Consider the following 17,743-nt stretch of genomic DNA (forward strand, 5'->3'; position numbering starts at 1 on the left):
TGCAAGGGTGATGCAAAATCGGCAGCCCACCCCCCGCAGAGAAACACCGGATGTTCGCTCCTGCCAACCAAAGCGCCTTTACCCTGACCCTCGACGGGGAGCCCAGTGAATTCCAGGTCCACGGTTTCGTGGGGGATGAGTTCATCAGCCTGCCTTTTCGCTTTGACCTTGAGTTGGTCAGCGAACAGTCCGATCAAGACCTTGAGAGCCTGCTACACCGTCAAGCGTTCCTGGGGTTTGACGCTCATGGTCATGGTATTCATGGCTTGGTGTATCGGGTGGCGCAAGGCGATTCGGGCAGGCGCCTTACCCGTTACCAGATCACCCTGGTGCCGCAGTTGGCTTATCTGGAACACAGCACTCACCAGCGGATTTTCCAGAAAAAAACCGTACCCGAGATCATTGCGCAGGTATTGCAAGCTCAGGCTATCCAAAGTGATGCCTTCGCGTTTCAACTGAGCGGCAAGTATCCCGAGTGTGAATACTGTGTTCAGTTCGGCGAAACCGATCTGGAGTTCATTCAGCGTCTATGTGCCGAATCGGGCATTCACTATCACTTCCAGCACACCCCTGAGCGTCACCTGTTGGTGTTTGGCGACGATCAAAGTGTTTTTGCGCGGCCTGATCAACCCACACCGTATTCGCCTGGTACCGGGATGGTTGCCGACGAGACAGCGATCAAGCGCTTTATTCTGCGGCTGAAGACTCGTACCACCGGTGTGAACCTGCGGGACTACGATTTCAAAAAGCCTAGCCTGACGTTGGAAAGCGAAGTATCCAGTCGGCTGCGGCCCGCCCTGGACGACCAGCGCTACCCTGGGTACTTCACGGATCGTGAGCGTGGTAAGTACCTGGCGCAACGCCTGCTGGAGCGTCATCGCAGCGATTACCGTCAGGCGAGCGGCGCTAGCGACCAGCCGGCGTTGGTCACTGGGCAGTTCTTGAAGATGACTGGGCATCCTCGTCAGGAATGGAATGATTTGTGGCTGATTACCCAGTTGCACCATGTAGGGCACCAACCTCAGGTGCTTGAGGAGTCTGTTGGCAATGAGTCGCCTCAAGGCTACAGCAATGAATTTGTTGTAACGCCTTGGGACGTAGCGTTTCGAGCACCTCTAATTATGTCCCGGCCTCAAATATCGGGTTACCAGAACGCAGTGGTGACCGGTCCCGCCGGCAGCGAAATCCATTGCGACGAATACGGCCGGGTCAAGGTGCAGTTGGCGTGGGATCGCGATGGGGAACATAACGACCATTCCAGCTGCTGGCTGCGGGTTGCCAGCGGCTGGGCGCATGATCGTTATGGGGCGGTATTGATCCCTCGGGTCGGTATGGAAGTGTTGGTAGGCTTCGTTAATGGCGACATGGATATGCCGCTGGTCATGGGCTGCCTACCCAATGCGGCCGCCCAGGTGCCCCTCGATCTGCCTGCGGACAAGACCCGCAGCATCTTCCGCAGCCAGAGCAGCCCCGGTGGTGGTGGCTACAACGAGTTGCGCATCGAGGACCGCAAGGGGGCCGAGGAAATCTACCTGCGTGCCCAGCGGGACTGGACCCAACACGTGCTGCATGACCTTCGGGTAAAAGTGGACGGTGAGTCGCATCACGAACTGCAAGGCGAGGATTTGCGCATTATCCATGGCAACCGTCTGACAGACCTGAAGCGAGACGACCACTTGATGGTTGGCGGCTCTCGGCAGGTAAGGGCAGGGCAGGCCATTCTGATAGGCGCGGGGCAAAGCGTTGTGATCGATGGTGGCGCAACTGTCACGATTCAGGCGGGCGGGCAGTCGATCACGCTGTCTGCGGGCGGGATTTTCAGCAGTATGCCAATCCAGCTTGGCAGTGCGCCCGCTGCTACTGCAGCGCCGTTAACGCCTGGACTGAAGGAAACACTGCTGGCGGTGATTCCTGCTCCGCTGAGCCGCGTGCAGGTGGCCAGCCTCAAGCGCAGCGCGCCGTTTTGCGAAGAGTGCGAGCGTTGCAAAAACGGCCAGTGCGGCCCCATCTGACTTTTAAAGGGATTTACGAAGATGCATCAACCTTTGCTGCCTGGCGAACAACTGTTTGCAGTGCTGAGCGCTGCCAGCGACGCCAAACCCCTTGACGCTTGGCGGGCGCTTGCCGTCGGTGCTCCGCCGCAACCCATATGGGCCGGCACGGCCTATGCGACATGGGACGAGGTCATGCCCTATGTATGCATTGTCGAGCCGGGCAGTCCTTTCCTGGAATGGGCCGCCTGCACTGATGCCACGGATTGGGGGTGGTTGGCCATATCGACCCACCCGCTGGAAACCGTGATTGCACACCTGCAAGGACTGACCAAGGTCTACCTGCCCGATGGTCAGGATGTGTTCTTACGGTTCTGGGATGGTGCTCAATTCCTGCCAATCCTTCAGCAGTCGGGCGATGAGCTATTGCCGGTGTTCCAGCGCTACGTGATCAATGGCCAGTCGCTGACCGTCACTTCTGGCCCAGTCACAGCCGCCAAGGCGAGCCCGTGGTGGCGAGCGCCTGCGCCTTTACTGCAACATCTGGCCGAGCAATCGCCCCAAACTCTGATCGATAACCTCCTGCAAGGGCTCGAAGAGCAGCGGCCCGACCTTTACACCGCATTCGTGCCGACGACCTTGCGGCACAAGGTCGCCTATTTCACGCGCCGCCGGGATGTCAGCCATCACGGTTTGGCGGACTACCTGGCTTCAGAGTTGAGTTGAACCCAGCGCCTGCTGCAGATCTTCGATCAGGTCTTCAATCGCCTCGATGCCTACTGACAGGCGAATCATTTCCGGCTTCACGCCGGCTTTGGCTTGTTCCTGCTCGTTCATTTGCCGGTGAGTGGTGGACGCCGGATGACACGCCAGGGACTTGGCGTCGCCGATGTTCACCAGGCGCTTGAAGATTTGCAGCGCATCGTAGAAGTGCACACCGGCGGCATAACCGCCTTTAAGGCCGAACGAAAGAATCGCCGAGGGTTTGCCCTGCAGGTATTTCTGCGCCAGTTCGTGGTGCGGATGATCCGGCAAGCCGGCGTAGCTGACCCATTCCACGTCGGCATGGCCTTGGAGGAACTGCGCAACTTTCAAGGCATTTTCAGTATGACGTTCCATGCGCAGGGCCAGGGTTTCCAAGCCTTGTAGCAGCAGGAAGGCATTCATCGGTGCCAGCGCCGCGCCCGTGTTGCGCAACGGCACGGTACGCGCGCGGGCGATGAAGGCGGCGGGACCGAACTTTTCGGTGTAGACCACACCGTGGTAGGCCGGCTCTGGGTTGTTGAGACCGGGAAATTTCTCCGGGTAGTCGGCCCAGGGGAAAGTGCCGCTGTCGACGATTACGCCCCCCAGGGAATTGCCGTGGCCGCCGATGTATTTGGTCACCGAGTGCACCACGATATCGGCGCCGAACTGGATCGGCTTGCACAGGATCGGCGTGGCCACGGTGTTGTCCACCATCAGCGGCACGCCACGCGCGTGGGCGACCTTGGCCAGGGCTTCCAGGTCGACGATATTGCCCGCCGGGTTACCGATACTTTCGCAGTAGACCAGTTTGGTATTGCCGTCGATCAGTTCGGCGATAGCTTCGGCCGAGTCGTCACGGGCGAAACGCACATCGACGCCAAAGCTGGGCAGCAAGTGCGCGAACAAGGTGTAGGTGCCGCCGTAGAGCTGCGGGGTGGTGACGATATTGTCGCCCGCTCGCGTAAGGGTCTGGATCGCATAGTGAATCGCTGCGCTGCCGGCCGATACCGCCAGGGCCGCGATACCGCCTTCCAGCGCGGCGATGCGCTGTTCCAGCACGTCATTGGTGGGGTTCATGATCCGTGTGTAGATATTGCCGGGCACGTCCAGGTTGAACAGATCGGCGCCGTGCTGGGCGTTATCGAATTCGAACGCGACGTTCTGGTAGATCGGCACAGCGACGGCCTTGGTGGTCGGGTCCGACTTGAAGCCGTGGTGCAATGCGATGGTGGCGTCTTTCATGATGGTGGTGGACCTCCCTGGCGTGTGGATCGCCACAATAAATCCGCACCCTCACCAACATTTAGACTTTTTTCAGGTGCACACCTCTCTTTTCGACATAAGCACCGCCCGGCACGCCGCACTGCACCAACGCCCGCGTAAAAGGTAAACTTCGCCCCCTGCGCAGGAGCAACCATGAATTATCGTCACGCCTTTCACGCCGGCAACCACGCCGATGTCTTCAAACACCTGACCTTGACCCGCCTCATCGCCCTGATGTCGCGCAAGGAGCAGCCGTTCGCCTACCTCGACACCCACGCCGGGATCGGCCTGTACGATCTGCAGGGCGACCAGGCCAACCGGACCGGTGAATACCTGGAAGGCATCGCGCGCCTGTGGGGCGAAAGCGATCTGCCGCCGTTGACAGCCGATTACATGCGCGTGCTGCATGAGATGAACCCGGATGGCGAGTTGCGTTACTACCCAGGTTCGCCGGAGTTGGCGCGACGCCTCACTCGTCCCCAGGACCGTGTGCTGCTCAATGAAAAACACCCGGAAGACGGTGTGCTGCTCAAGGACAATATGAAGGGTGATCGCCGCGTGAAGGTACATTTGGGCGAAGGCTGGCATGTACCGCGTGCCCTGCTGCCGGTGCCGGAAAAGCGTGCGCTGATGCTTATCGATCCACCGTTCGAGAAACTCGACGAGATGCAACGCTGCGCCGCTTCCCTCAAGGAAGCCGTGAGCCGCATGCGCCAGACCGTCGCGGCCATCTGGTACCCGGTGAAAGACCAACGCATGTTGCGCCGTTTCTACCAGGACTTGGCCGGCACCGGTGCGCCGAAGTTGCTGCGTGTGGAGTTGCTGGTGCATCCGTTGGACACACCCAACACCCTGACCGGCTCGGGCCTGGCGATCGCCAACCCGCCGTGGGGTTTGGAAGAGGAGTTGCGTGAGCTGCTGCCGTGGCTGTCCAAGAAGCTGGGTCAGACCCAGGGTGGATGGCAGATGGATTGGCTCATCGCTGAGTAGTCAGCAACGCTGATCAATTTGCGGGGGGGCAGGCTGTTGTGGTGAGCGAGCTTGCTCGCGCTGGGCTGCGTAGCAGCCCCAAAACCAGTCACCACGGTCTATCTGAAAAACCGTAGCGGCCTTGTTGGGGCTGCTTCGCGCCCCAGCGCGCGCAAGCTCGCTCACCACAGGGGATCTGTGTAACCACAAAATGGCTTCAGATCGGGCAGCTCACGCCCGTTCCGCCAATCCCGCAATAGCCCTGCGGATTCTTCGCCAGGTATTGCTGGTGATACGCCTCGGCAAAATACACCGTCGGCGCTTCTTCGATTTCCGTGGTGATCGCACCCAGTCCGGCTTTGGTCAGCTCAGCTTGATAAGCCTCGGCACTCGCCTTCGCTGCCGCCAATTGCTCCGGCGTGGTCGCATAGATCACCGAGCGGTACTGGCTGCCGATGTCGTTGCCCTGGCGCATGCCCTGGGTCGGGTTGTGCAGTTCCCAGAACATCTTCAGCAAATCTTCGTATTTCACCTTGGCCTGGTCATACACCACCAGTACCACTTCGCTGTGGCCAGTCAGGCCGGAGCAGACTTCTTCGTAGGTCGGGTTCGGCGTGTAGCCGCCGGCGTAACCGACCACGGTGCTGACCACACCATCGCGCTGCCAGAACCGGCGCTCGGCCCCCCAGAAGCAGCCCAGGCCGAAGATTGCAAAGCCGACGTCATCAAGGAACGGGCCCAGCAGCGGGTTGCCGTTGACGAAGTGATTCTCTGGCAGCGCCATCGGGGTTTCACGGCCAGGCAGAGCTTGTTCTTGGGTAGGCAGCACGTTTTTGTTCACCAGAATTTCCGAGCGCAAGACCATGATCAGTCCTCTCGTCAGGTTGAGTTAGCGGTAAATTTTCAGACCGTCAGTGTGCCCGAGTGTTACAGCGCTGTCAGGCGATTGGCCCGCGCGGGTAGCGTTTGAGCATCGCCAGCAGCTCTGCACCGGGGATTGGCCGGTCAAACAGGTAACCCTGGCCCACATCACAACGGTGCCGACGCAGGAACGCCAGCTGCTCGGCGGTCTCGATGCCTTCGGCGACCACCTTGAGCTTGAGGTTGTGGGCCATGGCGATCACCGCGGAGGTGATTTCCATGTCGTCCTGGTTGTCCGGGATTTCGTGGATAAAGCTGCGATCGATTTTGATGATGTCGATGGGGAATTTTTTCAGGTAACTCAGCGACGAGTAGCCGGTGCCGAAGTCGTCCATGGCCAGGGTCAGGCCAAAGCTTTTCAGTTGATCAAGCTGTAGGCGCGTGTCTTCGGTGGCTTCCAGCAGCAGGCCTTCGGTCAGTTCCAGCTCCAGCAGGTTGGCCGGCAACTGTTCTTCCTTGAGGATCGCGGCAATCGAGGCCACCAGGTCCGGGTCGGAGAACTGCTTGGGCGACAGGTTGATTGCCACCTGCAAGTTGCCCATGCCGCCGGCGCTCAGTTGCTTGCTCATGCGGCAAGCCTGGCGGGCGATCCATTTGCCGATCGGGATGATCAGGCCGGTCTCTTCCGCCACGCTGATGAATTGATCCGGGCGGATCATGCCCTTTTCCGGGTGGTTCCAGCGCAGCAACGCTTCCATGCCCAGCAGGCGGCCGCTGCGCAGGCACAGCTTGGGCTGGTAGAACACGTCCAGCTCGTTCTGGGTGAGGGCGCGGCGCAGGTTGTTCTCGACGAACAGCTTGTAGCTGGCCTCGGCGTTCAGCGCTTCGGTAAACACTTGGACCTGATGCTTGCCGTTGGCCTTGGCCTTGTGCAAGGCCAGGCCGGCGTTGCGCATCAGTGTTTGCGGATCGCGACCGTGCAGTGGCGCGCACGCCAGGCCCACGGAGCCGGTGACGCTGATCAACTGGTTGTCGACGAACATCGGTTTGTCGAGGGTTGCCAGCAACTGGCTGGCAACCTGCTGGCCGCTCTCCAGGTCGGTGTCGTCGAGCAGCACCGCGAACTCGTTACTCGCAAACCGTGCCAGGCTGCCGCCGGCACTCAGGCTGTTACGCAAACGCCGTGCGAGGCTGATCAGCAGCTTGTCGCCGGTCTGGTGGCCGAGGCTGTCGTTGATGCGCTTGAAGTTGTCGATGTCCACCAGCAACAGGCTGATCGGGCTGTCGCTGTCGCGGGCAAAGCGTTCGTCGAGGTTGCGGATGAACGCCGGGCGGTTGCCCAGGTTGGTCAGGTTGTCGGTGTAGGCCAGGCGCTCGATGCGCTGCTGGGCCAGCTTGGTCTGGGTGATGTCTTCGTAGATGCCTATGTAGTGGGTCAACTCGCGGTTGTCGCCATACACCTTGGAAATCGACAGTTGGCCCCAGTAGGGTTCGAGATTTTTGCGGCGGCTCTTGAATTCACCCTGCCAGCTGTTGCTCTTGGCCAGGGCTGACGGTGCGTCGAACAGCAATTCACTGAGGTTTTCCAGCGCCGGCAACTGGGCCAGGCGGTGGCCATGGACCTCTTCGGCACTGTACTGAGTGATCGCGGTAAAGCTCGGGTTGACGTACTCGACCACGCCGTCGCAATTGACCAGCAGAAAGGCATTGGCGCTTTGCTCCACGGCGCGCTGGAACAGGTGCAGAGCGCTGGTCGCCGTACGGCGGTTGTGGTTGTTGATGACCTGCGCGAACTGATCGGCCAGCTCGCCGGCAAAGGCAATTTCATCGGCCTGCCAGGCGCGGGTGCTGCCGCTTTGCTCCAGGCACAGCACGCCCACCACATGGCCGTCGACGCGAATGCTCGCGTCGAGCATGGCGTGGATGTCTTTATCGCGCAGGCTGTCGGCCATTTCCCGGGTGCGAGGGTCGCGCAGCGCGTTGGTGGCGTCGATCGCCCGGCTGCTGTGCAAGGCTTCCAGGTAGTCCGGGAAGCAGCTTGCATCAATGGATTCGGGCAGGTGGTGTTGCTCGTCGGCGCGGTGGTAGGCGGAGATCGGCACCAGGCGCTGGCCTTCGAGGTTCCAGATGCTGGCGCAGTCAATCTGGTAGATATCACAGGCACTGCGGGTGATCAGTTCGGCGGCTTCTTGCAGCGAATTGTGGGTGGTATAGCGCTGGCGGGCCAGCAACAGGATCAGTTCCTGCTGGGCGCGCACCCGCTCCAGATGCTGCAATTGTTCAAGTTGGGCACGCTGGTTGAGCTCCAGGGCGATCTGCAGGCGGCTGTTCTGGTTCTCCAGGTCTTCCGTCGGGGCAGCGGTGGGAATTTCGCTGAACAGGCCGTCGACCACCATCAAGTAACCGCGCAGCAGGTGGCGATTGTGTTGTTTATAGGATTCGCCCATCTCCAGCAGGCTCATCGGCCCGTCGTTGGTGTGCAGGGTGTAGCGCACCAGGTAATGCGGGCTCTGGGTCAGTTGCTGCTGGATGGTGTCGTGCAGTTGATAGCGTGCCTGTGGCTCCATCAGGCTGGCGTAGGGCGTGCCGATCAAGGCGCACAGCTCGACCGCCGGCAGGCCGAATTGGCGTTCGCAATTGGGGTCGAGGTAAAGGAGGGCCCAGCTTGCCTCATTCAGCCGCTCGAAACGCAGCATACCGAGGCGCGAAGGCACCGGTAACTGCGTCACTACCTCGGCCGCCATACGGGCGACATCGGGCTGGCTTTTCATGGGGGAAACTCACTTGAAATTACGCGCACGGCGCCGGGCTCACGCCCTCTTTTCTGTTGCCTGCGGCAAGGTTGCATCATGCGGCGCGGGCTGACAAGAGAGGATGAAGGCTAAGTGCTATAAGGGGGGTATCGGCCGCGAAAGGGATTTCTGCAATCGGGGTGATGGAAGGTGTACAAGCCTGTTTTTATTGTTCAACAAACCGGCAAAAAAAGCCCCGCCAAGTGGCGGGGTTGAGGTACGAGCGTGGCGCTCGAAAATCGGTGCAACCAAGCCTCCCGGGTGAGCGGGAGGCCTGTTCCTGCTTATAGCAGGATGGTACGGATGTCGTTCAGCAGTTGGCTCAGACGCTGGGTGAAGCGAGCAGCAGCAGCGCCGTTGATCACACGGTGATCGTAGGACAGCGACAGTGGCAGCATCAGCTTCGGCTGGAACGCTTTACCGTCCCACACAGGCTGGATGGTTGCCTTGGACACGCCCAGGATCGCCACTTCCGGCGCGTTGACGATTGGCGTGAAGCCAGTGCCGCCAATGTGACCGAGGCTGGAGATGGTGAAGCACGCGCCCTGCATGTCGTCCGGGGTGAGCTTCTTGTCGCGGGCCTTGGCAGCCAGTGCAGCGGCTTCCGCAGCGAGTTGCAGCAGGCTCTTCTGGTCGACGTTCTTGATGACCGGTACCAGCAGGCCGTCCGGGGTGTCGACCGCAAAACCGATATGCACGTACTTCTTGCGGATGATCGCCTTGCCGCTTGGCGCCAGCGAGGCGTTGAAGTCCGGCAGCTCCTTGAGCAGGTGCGCGCAGGCCTTGAGCAGCAGCGGCAGCACGGTCAGTTTCACGCCGGCCTTTTCGGCCACGGCTTTCTGCGCAACGCGGAAAGCTTCCAGGTCGGTGATGTCGGCCTGGTCGAACTGAGTCACGTGCGGGATGTTCAGCCAACTGGCGTGCAGACCGGCCGCGCCGATTTGCATCAGGCGGGTCATCGGCACTTCTTCGATTTCACCGAAGCGGCTGAAGTCCACGGTACGGATCGGCGGAATGCCCGAACCACCGGTAGCGCCGCCGGCAGCCGGAGCTTCCTTGGCTTTCTGCATCATGGCCTTGACGTAGACCTGCACGTCTTCCTTCAGCACGCGACCGTGAGGGCCGGTGGCCGACACAGCGTTCAGCTCAACGCCGAACTCACGGGCCAGTTGACGCACGGCAGGGCCGGCGTGCACCTTGGCGCCGCTTGGCGCTGGAGCGGCAGCAGCAGGGGCCGGAGCAGCCTCGGCTTTGGCAGCAGGCGCAGGGGCGGCAGCAGCCGGAGCCGGAGCCGATTCAGCCTTGGCAGCCGGAGCGGCCGCTGGTGCTGGCGCGGCAGCAGGTGCAGCGCCTTGTACTTTCAGCTTGAGGATGAAGTCGCCAGTGCCGACTTCGTCTTCCAGCTTGACCGCGATGCTTTCCACCACGCCGGCAGCCGGCGAAGGGATTTCCATGGAGGCCTTGTCGGACTCCAGGGTGATCAGCGACTGGTCGGCTTCGACGGTGTCGCCGACTTTGACCAGCAGCTCGATGATCTTGGCCTTGCCCGACGAACCGATGTCCGGGACATGAATGTCCTGGACGCTGGCAGCGGCAGGTGCGGCAGCCGGGGCCGGAGCGGCCTCGGCAGCAGCAGGCTTTTCAGCAGCAGGGGCAGGGGCAGGGGCAGCAGCGGCAGCAGGAGCCGCCGCAGGGGCCGCATCAGCGGCACCTTCGATTTCCAGTTCCAGCAGTTCGTCGCCTTCTCTCAGGCGGTCGCCCAGCTTCACTTTCAGGCTCTTGACCACGCCGGCCTTGGGAGCAGGGATTTCCATGCTCGCCTTGTCCGACTCCAGGGTCAGGATGCTCTGGTCGGCTTCGACGGTGTCGCCGACCTTCACAAACAGCTCGATTACTTCACCTTCACCGCTGCCGATGTCAGGTACGCGAATGAGTTCGCTCACAAAAAATCTCCTCAGCAGTCCAGTGGGTTGCGTTTTTCCGGGTTGATCCCGAACTTGACGATAGCGTCAGCCACCACCTTAGGTTCGATCTCACCACGGTCAGCCAAGGCTTCCAGGGCTGCCAACACCACGAAGTGACGGTCAACTTCGAAGAAGTGACGCAGCTTCTTGCGGCTGTCACTGCGGCCGAAACCGTCGGTGCCCAGGACTTTGAATTCCTTGGACGGGACCCACTGGCGAATTTGTTCAGCAAACAGTTTCATGTAGTCGGTCGATGCGATCACCGGGCCTTTACGGCCAGTCAGGCATTCTTCGACGAAGGTGCGCTGTGGCTTCTGGCCAGGGTGCAGACGGTTGTGACGCTCTACGGCCAGGCCATCGCGACGCAGTTCGTTGAAGCTGGTCACGCTCCACACGTCAGCGCCAACATTGAACTCGTCACGCAGGATCTTCGCCGCTTCACGCACTTCGCGCAGGATGGTGCCGGAGCCCATCAGCTGTACGTGGTGCGCCGCTTCCTTGGTGTCTTCTTCGAGCAGGTACATGCCCTTGATGATGCCTTCCTCGACACCGGCCGGCATGGCTGGCTGCTGGTAGGACTCGTTCATCACGGTGATGTAGTAGAAAACGTCCTGCTGCTCTTCGGTCATCTTCTTCATGCCGTCCTGGATGATCACCGCCAGCTCATAGCCGTAGGTTGGATCAAAGGTGCGGCAGTTCGGGATGGTGGCAGCCAGGATGTGGCTGTGACCGTCTTCGTGTTGCAGGCCTTCGCCGTTCAGCGTGGTCCGGCCGGCGGTGCCGCCGATCAGGAAGCCACGGGTACGGCTGTCGCCTGCAGCCCAGGCCAGGTCGCCAATGCGCTGGAAGCCGAACATCGAGTAGAAGATGTAGAACGGCAGCATCGGCTGGTTGTGGCTGGAGTACGAAGTACCGGCAGCGATGAAGGAGCTCATTGCGCCCGCTTCGTTGATGCCTTCTTCGAGGATCTGGCCCTTCTTGTCTTCCTTGTAGAACATCACTTGGTCTTTATCGACTGGCTCGTAGAGCTGGCCGACGGAGGAGTAGATGCCCAACTGACGGAACATGCCTTCCATACCGAAGGTACGGGCTTCGTCCGGGATGATCGGAACGATGCGCGGGCCGATGTCCTTGTCCTTGACCAGCTGCGCCAGGATGCGCACGAAAGCCATGGTGGTGGAAATTTCACGGTCGCCCGAGCCGTCGAGGATAGCCTTGAGGGTGCTCAGGTCTGGCGTCGGTACGCTGAAGCTGTTGGCGCGGCGCTGCGGCACGAAACCACCCAGTGCGGCGCGGCGCTCGGCCAGGTAACGGGCTTCGGCGCTGTTCGGCTCCGGCTTGAAGAACGGCAGGTTCTCCAGCTCTTCGTCCTTGACCGGGATGTCGAAGCGGTCGCGGAACAACTTCAGGCTGTCGACATCGACTTTCTTGGTGTTGTGCGCAGTGTTCTTCGCTTCGCCGGCACCGGTGCCATAACCCTTGATGGTCTTGGCCAGGATGACGGTCGGTTGTTCTTTGTGGTTGACCGCTTCGTGGTACGCCGCGTAGACCTTGTACGGGTCGTGGCCGCCACGGTTGAGTTTCCAGATCTCGTCGTCGGACAGGTCTGCAACCATTGCCTTCAGTTCAGGCGTGTTGAAGAAGTGTTCACGCACGAACGCGCCGTCTTTGGCTTTGTAGTTCTGGTACTCGCCGTCGATGACTTCGTCCATGCGACGTTGCAGGATGCCGTCGACGTCTTTGGCCAGCAGTGGGTCCCAGAAGCGGCCCCAGATGACTTTGGTCACGTTCCACTGAGCACCGCGGAACACGCCTTCGAGTTCCTGGATGATCTTGCCGTTGCCGCGAACCGGGCCGTCGAGGCGCTGCAGGTTGCAGTTGATGACGAAGATCAGGTTGTCCAGCTTCTCGCGGCCGGCCAGGGAGATGGCGCCCAGGGATTCTGGCTCGTCACACTCGCCGTCGCCCAGGAAGCACCAGACTTTCTGCTTGCCTTCAGGGATGAAGCCACGGGCTTCCAGGTACTTCATGAAACGTGCCTGGTAGATCGCCTGGATTGGGCCCAGACCCATGGAAACGGTCGGGAACTGCCAGAATTCAGGCATCAGCCAAGGGTGCGGGTACGACGACAGGCCGTTACCGTCCACTTCCTGGCGGAAGTTGTTCATGTGTTCTTCGGTGATGCGGCCTTCCATGAACGCACGGGCGTAAACGCCTGGAGAAGTGTGGCCCTGGAAGTAGATCAGGTCGCCGCCGTGTTCGTCGGTCGGGGCCTGGAAGAAGTAGTTGAAGCCGATGTCATACAGGGTTGCGCTGGAAGCGAAGCTGGAGATGTGACCGCCCAGGTCCGAATCTTTCAAGTTCGTGCGCATTACCATCGCCATGGCGTTCCAACGTACCAGCGAGCGAATGCGGCGTTCCATGAACAGGTCGCCAGGCATGCGTGCTTCGTGGGTAACGGGGATGGTGTTGCGGTATGGCGTAGTGATGGCGTAAGGCAGTTGCGAGCCGCTGCGGGTCGCGAGTTCGCCCATACGGGTCATCAGGTAGTGAGCACGGTCTTCGCCTTCTTTGTCGAGAACCGATTCCAGGGCGTCCAGCCATTCCTGGGTTTCGACGGGATCGAGGTCTTGCATGGCTTGCTCCAGGGCGGAAAGGCTACCAGAATCGGTTGCCTGAAGTTTGCGACTGGCCTTGTGGGCAGACGACATAAATTCTTGGATGGCCGAAGGTTGCTTCGGCGTCCTGTAGTTTTACTACAAATCGTCGGCCATTTCAGCCTTTCGAATGTATATACGAGTAGTAAAACTACACAAGACTGAGCGTATGGCTCGGTCTGGCTGGTGAGCATAATCGTTATTGTTGATCTTTTGCGAACAAGAAAAGGTGAATGTTTGATGTTGGCTGCCAAAATGAAATTAATTTCAGCTATTTCTAACCTTTGTTCGACAGTCCTTCATAGAGCGTGGTTCTTGCGTTCACAGCTACAGGCCATTTACGCGCCGATCAAGGATAGACCATGAGCCTTCCAACACTCGCCGAACTCCCGGCCATTCTCTTGCCAAAAGCCCAGCGGGCCGAGCAGTCATTTCGTGACGCAGTGGCCGCGCTGGACGACGATCATGGACTTTCCGCGTGGACGCCGCAACGGTGGGCCGACTTCGCCCGCGTGTGCGCGGCGAGTGATTTCGTCATTGAACAGAGTGTTCGTGACCCTTTGATGTTGCTCGAACTCGTGGCCTGGGGCGAGCTGGACCGTGGTTTTGCCCCTGGTGAGCTGTGCGGGCAGATTGCTGGCGCCGTGCAACAAGCCGAAACAGAAGATGAGCTGGGCCGTGTGCTGCGTCGCCAGCGTACGCGCCAGCAAGTGCGCATCATCTGGCGCGACCTGACCCGCCAGGCCGACCTGGTGCAAACCTGCCGCGACCTCTCCGACATGGCTGACGCCAGCATCGACCAAGCCTACCAATGGCTGTACCAGCGCCACTGCGTGCAATTCGGCACGCCCACTAGCCGGCGCAGCGGCGAGCCGCAGCACATGGTCATCCTCGGCATGGGCAAGCTCGGCGCGGTGGAGCTGAACCTGTCGTCGGATATCGACCTGATCTTCGCCTACCCCGAGGGCGGTGAAACCGTCGGCGTCAAACGCTCCCTGGACAACCAGGAATTCTTTATTCGTCTTGGTCAAAAACTGATCAAGGCCCTCGATCCAATGACCGTCGATGGTTTTGTGTTCCGTGTCGACATGCGCCTGCGCCCCTACGGTTCGGCCGGCGCGCTGGTGCTCAGCTTCAATGCGCTGGAGCAGTACTATCAGGACCAGGGCCGCGACTGGGAACGCTACGCCATGATCAAGGCGCGGGTTGTTGCCGGCGACCAAGTGGCCGGTGCGCAACTGCTCGACATGCTCCGACCGTTCGTCTACCGCCGCTACTTGGATTTTTCCGCCATCGAGGCGCTGCGCACCATGAAGCAGCTGATCCAGCAGGAAGTGCGGCGCAAGGGCATGGCCGACAATATCAAGCTGGGCTCGGGCGGGATCCGCGAAGTGGAATTCATCGCCCAGGCCTTCCAACTGATCCACGGCGGACGTGACCTGAGCCTGCAACAGCGCCCGTTGCTCAAGGTACTCGGTACGCTGGAAGGCCAGGGCTACTTGCCGCCGACGGTGATCGCCGAATTGCGCAATGGCTACGAATTCCTGCGTTACACCGAACACGCGATCCAGGCGATTGCCGACCGGCAGACGCAAATGCTTCCAGACAGCCCGGAAGACCAGGCGCGCATAGCCTTTATGTTGGGCTTTGCCGACTGGGCCGCCTTCCACGAACGCCTGATGTACTGGCGCGGTCGGGTGGACTGGCATTTCCGTCAGGTGATCGCCGATCCTGACGAAGAAGAGGGCGAAGAAAGCGAGTTGGTGGTGGGCGGTGAGTGGTTGCCGCTGTGGGAAGAATCCCAAGATGAAGAGGCCGCCTGCCGGCAATTGGCCGAAGGCGGCTTCACCGACGCGACCAAGGCGCTCAAGGCGTTGGCCGGCCTGCGCAACAGCCCGCAACTGCGCGCCATGCAGCGCCTGGGGCGCGAACGGCTGGATGCCTTTATTCCGCGCCTACTCGCCCAAGCTGTTGAACATGCCAACCCGGACCTAGTGCTGGAGCGCGTGCTGCCGCTGGTGGAAGCCGTCGCCCGGCGTTCCGCTTATCTGGTGCTGCTCACGGAAAACCCCGACGCCCTGCGTCGGCTGTTAACCCTGTGCGCCGCCAGCCCGTGGATCGCCGAGCAGATCACACGCTTCCCGCTGTTGCTCGATGAATTGCTCAACGAAGGCCGCCTGTTCAAGCCACCGTTGGCGCCGGAGCTGGCTGCCGAGCTGCGCGAGCGCCTGACGCGCATCCCGGAGGACGACCTGGAGCAACAGATGGAGGCCCTGCGGCACTTCAAGCTGGCCCACCGCCTGCGCGTGGCTGCCTCGGAAATCGCCGGCAGCCTGCCGCTGATGAAAGTCAGCGATTACCTGACCTGGCTCGCCGAGGCCATCCTCGAACAAGTGCTGGCCCTGGCCTGGCGCCAGACTGTGGCGCGCCACGGCTCGCCGCAGCGTTTGGACGGGACCCTGTGCGATCCTGGGTTCATCATTGTCGGTTATGGGAAAGTCGGCGGGATCGAACTGGGGCATGGTTCGGACCTGGACCTGGTGTTTATCCACGATGGCGATCCACAAGCGGAAACCGATGGCGCCAAGCCGATCGACGGGGCGCAGTTCTTTACGCGCCTGGGCCAGCGCATCATTCACTTGCTGACCACGCAGACCAACTCCGGCCAGTTGTACGAAGTCGACATGCGCCTGCGGCCTTCCGGCGCGTCTGGTTTGCTGGTGAGTTCGCTGGGGGCGTTTGACCGCTATCAACAAAATGAAGCCTGGACCTGGGAGCATCAGGCGCTGATCCGCGCGCGGGTGCTGGTGGGCAGCCAGGATGTGGGCCAGGCATTCGAGCAGGTACGGGCTAAAGTGTTGGGGCAGGAACGCGACCTGGCGAAGCTGCGCCAGGAGGTCAGCGAGATGCGTGCCAAGATGCGCGACAACCTGGGCACCAAGACCACGGCGGCCGGCACCGGCGCCAATGCCTTCGAGGCCACGGCGGCGTTCGACCTCAAGCAGGACGCCGGAGGTATCGTCGATATTGAATTTATGGTGCAATACGCGGCTTTGGCGTGGTCTGCGCAACATCCATCGTTGCTGCGCTACACCGACAATATCCGCATTCTGGAAGGCCTGGAGCAGGTGGGCTTGATGCCCGCGGCCGATGCCCACCTGCTGCGTGAGGTGTATAAGGCCTACCGTTCCGCCGCACACCGCCAGGCCTTGCAAAACGAGGCGGGCACGGTGACCGGGGATCAGTTCGCCGACGAACGGCGCCAGGTGATGCGAATCTGGAAAGAACTGGGGTTAAGTTGAGTCAACTGTAGGAGCCGGCTTGCCGGCGATGAGGCCCTTGGAATCCATGGAGATCTTTCGGACGTTATCGCTGGCAAGACAGCTCCTGCAATTGTTCGTCTCCTACAGAAAATTTCGATGCGGGGAGGCATAAGCCTCCCCGCATCGTTTGTGGAAACTACATGAATATTCTGATCGTTGGGCCCAGTTGGGTCGGTGACATGGTGATGGCGCAGACACTGTTCCAGTGCCTGCGTATGCGCTACCCGGACTGCCAGATCGACGTACTTGCCCCTGAGTGGAGCCGGCCGATCCTCGAACGCATGCCCGAAGTGCGCAAGGCCCTGAGCTTTCCGCTCGGCCATGGCGCTCTGGAGCTGGCGACCCGCCGTCGTATCGGTAAATCCCTGGCGGGTGAATACGACCAGGCGATTCTGCTGCCCAATTCGCTCAAGTCGGCGTTGGTGCCCTATTTTGCTGGCATCCCCAAACGCACCGGCTGGCGTGGCGAGTTCCGTTACGTGCTGCTCAATGACGTGCGTACCCTGGACAAAGCTCGCTACCCGTTGATGATCGAGCGTTTCATGGCCCTGGCCTACGAGCCGGGCGCCGAGTTGCCCACGCCGTATCCGCGTCCGAGTTTGCAGATTGACCCGGTGAGCCGTGACGCCGCCCTGGCCAAGTTCGGCCTGGAGCTCGACCGTCCGGTCCTGGCGCTGTGCCCGGGGGCCGAGTTTGGCGAGTCCAAGCGCTGGCCGTCGGAGCACTACGCCAAGGTTGCCGAGGCCAAGATCCGTGAAGGCTGGCAGGTGTGGCTGTTCGGGTCGAAGAAGGACCATCCGGTAGGCGAAGACATTCGCCAGCGCCTGATTCCTGGCCTGCGTGAAGAGGCGGTCAACCTCAGTGGTGACACGTCGCTCGCCGAAGCCATCGACCTGCTGTCCTGCGCCGATTCGGTGGTGTCCAACGACTCCGGGCTGATGCACGTCGCCGCCGCGCTGAACCGCCCGTTGGTGGCGGTGTACGGCTCCACATCACCGGGCTTCACGCCGCCGTTGGCCGACAAGGTCGAAGTGGTGCGCCTGGGCCTGGAGTGCAGCCCGTGTTTTGATCGCACCTGCCGTTTTGGTCACTACAACTGCATGCGCCAGTTGCTGCCGCAGCCGGTGAATGAAGCCTTGCAGCGGTTGCAGGGCTCTGCGGTCGAGGTCCGATAGT

The 17,743-nt window shown here is 60.9% G+C and carries 10 protein-coding genes; 5 read left to right on the forward strand and 5 right to left on the reverse strand.

Annotation, left to right across the window (positions count from 1 at the left end):
• Positions 1 to 50 precede the first annotated feature (50 nt).
• Entirely contained in the window at positions 51 to 2,012 is a 1,962-nt protein-coding gene (locus U367_RS0101625; protein ID WP_028615459.1) for a type VI secretion system Vgr family protein, read from the forward strand.
• Positions 2,013 to 2,033: 21 nt separating this feature from the next.
• Positions 2,034 to 2,717 carry a DUF4123 domain-containing protein gene (locus U367_RS0101630; RefSeq protein ID WP_028615460.1) on the forward strand — a complete coding sequence of 228 codons (684 nt, stop codon included), beginning with the start codon at positions 2,034 to 2,036 and terminating at the stop codon, positions 2,715 to 2,717.
• Here U367_RS0101630 and U367_RS0101635 read toward each other — a convergent pair.
• Positions 2,703 to 3,980: an O-acetylhomoserine aminocarboxypropyltransferase/cysteine synthase family protein gene (locus U367_RS0101635; protein ID WP_028615461.1), complete on the reverse strand. Its 1,278-nt coding sequence runs from the start codon at positions 3,978 to 3,980 to the stop codon at positions 2,703 to 2,705. The genes U367_RS0101630 and U367_RS0101635 overlap by 15 nt on opposite strands.
• A 174-nt stretch (positions 3,981 to 4,154) precedes the next feature.
• Here U367_RS0101635 and U367_RS0101640 point away from each other — a divergent pair, with 174 nt between their 5' ends.
• Complete coding sequence (locus tag U367_RS0101640; RefSeq protein WP_028615462.1) at positions 4,155 to 4,991, forward strand: 23S rRNA (adenine(2030)-N(6))-methyltransferase RlmJ; 837 nt, start codon at positions 4,155 to 4,157, stop codon at positions 4,989 to 4,991.
• 196 nt (positions 4,992 to 5,187) lie between these two features.
• On the opposite strand, the gene msrA is transcribed toward U367_RS0101640, so the two are convergent.
• The 4 genes from msrA to aceE form a co-directional block, all read right to left on the reverse strand.
• The gene (msrA, locus tag U367_RS0101645) at positions 5,188 to 5,835 is read right to left on the reverse strand and encodes a peptide-methionine (S)-S-oxide reductase MsrA (protein WP_028615463.1); all 648 of its coding nucleotides are present in this window, start codon (positions 5,833 to 5,835) and stop codon (positions 5,188 to 5,190) included.
• Between the two features lie 73 nt (positions 5,836 to 5,908).
• Positions 5,909 to 8,602: a putative bifunctional diguanylate cyclase/phosphodiesterase gene (locus tag U367_RS0101650; protein WP_028615464.1), complete on the reverse strand. Its 2,694-nt coding sequence runs from the start codon at positions 8,600 to 8,602 to the stop codon at positions 5,909 to 5,911.
• 305 nt (positions 8,603 to 8,907) lie between these two features.
• Complete coding sequence (aceF, locus tag U367_RS0101655; protein WP_028615465.1) at positions 8,908 to 10,566, reverse strand: dihydrolipoyllysine-residue acetyltransferase; 1,659 nt, start codon at positions 10,564 to 10,566, stop codon at positions 8,908 to 8,910.
• Between the two features lie 11 nt (positions 10,567 to 10,577).
• Positions 10,578 to 13,223 (reverse strand): pyruvate dehydrogenase (acetyl-transferring), homodimeric type, encoded by a 2,646-nt coding sequence (aceE, locus tag U367_RS0101660; RefSeq protein WP_028615466.1) that lies wholly within the window; start codon positions 13,221 to 13,223, stop codon positions 10,578 to 10,580.
• Positions 13,224 to 13,606: 383 nt separating this feature from the next.
• Here aceE and glnE point away from each other — a divergent pair, with 383 nt between their 5' ends.
• Both glnE and waaF read left to right on the forward strand, forming a co-directional pair.
• On the forward strand, positions 13,607 to 16,546 hold the full coding sequence (glnE, locus tag U367_RS0101665) for a bifunctional [glutamate--ammonia ligase]-adenylyl-L-tyrosine phosphorylase/[glutamate--ammonia-ligase] adenylyltransferase (protein WP_028615467.1): 2,940 nt from the start codon (positions 13,607 to 13,609) through the stop codon (positions 16,544 to 16,546).
• A 161-nt stretch (positions 16,547 to 16,707) separates the two neighbouring features.
• A complete protein-coding gene (gene waaF, locus U367_RS0101670; protein ID WP_028615468.1) occupies positions 16,708 to 17,742 on the forward strand; it encodes a lipopolysaccharide heptosyltransferase II in 1,035 nt (344 codons plus the stop codon).
• Position 17,743: the final 1 nt, after the last annotated feature.

Source organism: Pseudomonas canadensis (assembly GCF_000503215.1).
GTDB classification, from domain to species: Bacteria; Pseudomonadota; Gammaproteobacteria; order Pseudomonadales; family Pseudomonadaceae; genus Aquipseudomonas; species Aquipseudomonas canadensis.

Coding starts and splice junctions, on each gene's coding strand:
- U367_RS0101640 (WP_028615462.1), top strand. CDS start 4,155: ATGAATTATCGTCACGCCTTTCACGCCGGCAACCACGCCGATGTCTTC.
- U367_RS0101635 (WP_028615461.1), bottom strand. CDS start 3,980: ATGAAAGACGCCACCATCGCATTGCACCACGGCTTCAAGTCGGACCCG.
- glnE (WP_028615467.1), top strand. CDS start 13,607: ATGAGCCTTCCAACACTCGCCGAACTCCCGGCCATTCTCTTGCCAAAA.
- U367_RS0101650 (WP_028615464.1), bottom strand. CDS start 8,602: ATGAAAAGCCAGCCCGATGTCGCCCGTATGGCGGCCGAGGTAGTGACG.
- msrA (WP_028615463.1), bottom strand. CDS start 5,835: ATGGTCTTGCGCTCGGAAATTCTGGTGAACAAAAACGTGCTGCCTACC.
- aceE (WP_028615466.1), bottom strand. CDS start 13,223: ATGCAAGACCTCGATCCCGTCGAAACCCAGGAATGGCTGGACGCCCTG.
- waaF (WP_028615468.1), top strand. CDS start 16,708: ATGAATATTCTGATCGTTGGGCCCAGTTGGGTCGGTGACATGGTGATG.
- U367_RS0101630 (WP_028615460.1), top strand. CDS start 2,034: ATGCATCAACCTTTGCTGCCTGGCGAACAACTGTTTGCAGTGCTGAGC.
- U367_RS0101625 (WP_028615459.1), top strand. CDS start 51: ATGTTCGCTCCTGCCAACCAAAGCGCCTTTACCCTGACCCTCGACGGG.